This is a genomic window from Neisseria sp. P0009.S007 (assembly GCF_051962515.1).
Genome location: NZ_JBQCVF010000063.1, coordinates 1 through 2,245, shown reverse-complemented (window position 1 = coordinate 2,245; position 2,245 = coordinate 1). Strand labels below are relative to the sequence as shown.

3 protein-coding genes are annotated in these 2,245 nt (G+C 46.2%); 2 read left to right on the top strand and 1 reads right to left on the bottom strand.

Going from position 1 to position 2,245, the window contains the following annotated elements; translation table 11 throughout:
• Together ACTHS3_RS07305 and ACTHS3_RS07300 are read left to right on the top strand one after the other, a co-directional pair.
• On the top strand, positions 1 to 915 hold a 915-nt coding region (locus ACTHS3_RS07305; protein ID WP_440367548.1), incomplete at its 5' end, for a tetratricopeptide repeat protein.
• Positions 916 to 1,101: 186 nt separating this feature from the next.
• Positions 1,102 to 1,557: a GNAT family N-acetyltransferase gene (locus tag ACTHS3_RS07300; RefSeq protein ID WP_004521061.1), complete on the top strand. Its 456-nt coding sequence runs from the start codon at positions 1,102 to 1,104 to the stop codon at positions 1,555 to 1,557.
• Positions 1,558 to 1,633: 76 nt separating this feature from the next.
• Here the strand turns inward: ACTHS3_RS07300 and ACTHS3_RS07295 are convergent, their stop codons facing one another.
• Complete coding sequence (locus ACTHS3_RS07295) at positions 1,634 to 2,140, bottom strand: thioredoxin family protein (protein ID WP_070625944.1); 507 nt, start codon at positions 2,138 to 2,140, stop codon at positions 1,634 to 1,636.
• Positions 2,141 to 2,245 lie beyond the last annotated feature (105 nt).

The following is a 2,245-nucleotide window of genomic DNA, read 5'->3' as shown; positions in this document are numbered from 1 at the left end:
CAACGCGGCGAAAACGACAAAGCCATCAATATGCACCGCGCCCTGCTCGATTCGCCCGACACAGTCAACGAAAAACGCGCGCGCGTGCTTTTTGAATTGGCGCAAAACTACCAAAGCGCAGGCTTGGTGGACCGTGCCGAACAAATCTTCCTCGGCTTGCAGGAAGGCGATATGGCACGCGAAGCCCGCCAACACCTTTTGAGTATTTACCAACAAGACCGCGACTGGGAAAAAGCCATCGAAATGGCGCAACTCTTGAGCCATGACGAACAAACCTACCAGTTTGAAATCGCCCAGTTCTATTGCGAAATCGCCCAAGCCGCACTGTTCAAGTCCAACTTCGACGCCGCACGCTACAACATCGGCAAAGCACTCGAAGCCAACAAGAAATGTACGCGCGCCAACATCATCCTCGGCGACATCGAATACCGTCAGGGCAACTTCCCTGCCGCAGTGGAAGCGTATTCCGCCATCGAGCAGCAAAACCACGCCTATCTGAGCATGGTCGGCGAGAAGCTCTATGAAGCCTATGCCGCGCAAGGCAAGCAGGAAGAAGGCCTCAACCGCCTCATCGGCTATATGCAAACCTTTCCCGATCTTGACCTGATCAACGTCATCTACGAAAAGGCTCTGCTGCTCAAAGGCGAAACCGAAGCGGCGCAAATCGCTGTCGAACTCGTCCGCCAAAAACCCGACCTCAACGGCGTGTACCGCCTGCTTGGCTTGAAACTCAGCAGTATGAATCCGGAGTGGAAAGCCGACACCGATATGATTCGTTCCATTATCGGCCGCCAGCTGCAAAAAAGCGTTATGTACCGCTGCCGCAACTGCCACTTCAAATCCCAAGTCTTCTTCTGGCACTGCCCTGCCTGCAACAAATGGCAAACCTTTACGCCGAATAAAATCGAGATTTAATAAAGCGTTAAGCATCAAAAAAGGCCGTCTGAAATCTTTTCAGACGGCCTTTTTATTACAAAGCAAAGAAAGGAAGCAAGAATCGTTCCAACAAGAAAAAAATAAAGTTGAATCATACTTAATTATTCGGAAAAAATATGAGAAAGAGTATAATAGTTGGATATAAGAGAAGTTTTAGGAGCAAATATGAAAATTCACTTTGAAAAAGGACTTCAGTTAGAAAATGCCCAACTCATTTGTCAGTGGTCTAATGCTTTGGGAGAAAGTTTTCAGAAGCAATGGATGGGGCCAAAGATTTCTTATCCCTTGATTGCCCAATCCTTGCAAAAGATGGAAGGGATTTTTTCCATTTTTGTTGGAGAAGAGTTTGTAGGCATCATCCAGAAAATCAAACTAGAAGATAAAAATCTTCATATTGGAAGATTTCTCATAGCTCCACAGAAGCAGGGAAAAGGATTAGGTAGAAAAGCTTTTCAATACTTTCTTCAAGAAATGTTTGAAAATGAAGAAATAGAAAGTATTTCCCTAACGGTTTTTGAGTCAAATCAAATAGCTAGAGACCTCTACCAAAAAGAGGGATTTGAAATTGTTCAAACCATTGAAGTTCCAGAACGTAAATACATAATGAGAAAATCTAGGTAAGAACTAAATTACACTAGAAATTGTCCCCTTTATCAAAGTAGCTCAAAATATAGTCTTACACACCAACAATATCTACTCAACAACGCTGCTCTGCCCATGCCAAGGCCGCTACAATCTGAGCCTCAATATCGGCATTAAACTCGCCGGCACGGTACGCATCGCGCAATTCCGTGCGACGGGTTTCATCTGCCGCAATTTGGTTTAACACCACTTGCGGAAACTCGTTAAACACAGGCCCGACTTCTTCATGCCCCATCAAAAACAGCGCAGGGATTTTTTGATTGGCGCGGACGATTTCCTGTTGGCGTGGATTCTCAAAACGGCTGCTGTCGCCAAAATCGTTTCGGGCAATATAGTTGACGCGGATATTGGGATTCAACTCCGCCATTTTCTGAATAAACGGCACAAATACGCGGCAATCGGGACAATATGGCGCAGCGGCAAGCAGCCAATTTTGCGGACGGCTGATCTTTTTAACCGCCTCTACCGTTTGCGCCGACAGCTCGGTCGCCTGATAGAGTTGCTGCTGTTTCAATTTGTCTTCTTCGGTATCAAAATCCAAATATTCTGCATAAGTAGCCATGCTTTACTCCTGTTCTGTTGTATCGGTTTTCCCTGCCACGCCGGTCAAAAGCGGCACAAGCAGATTGACGACGAGGTTTTCAAATAGCGGCTCATCAAGAGGCGA

Bases quoted from the DNA above. Each gene is read 5' to 3' on its own strand.
- ACTHS3_RS07300 (WP_004521061.1), top strand. From the start codon at position 1,102: ATGAAAATTCACTTTGAAAAAGGACTTCAGTTAGAAAATGCCCAACTC.
- ACTHS3_RS07295 (WP_070625944.1), bottom strand. From the start codon at position 2,140: ATGGCTACTTATGCAGAATATTTGGATTTTGATACCGAAGAAGACAAA.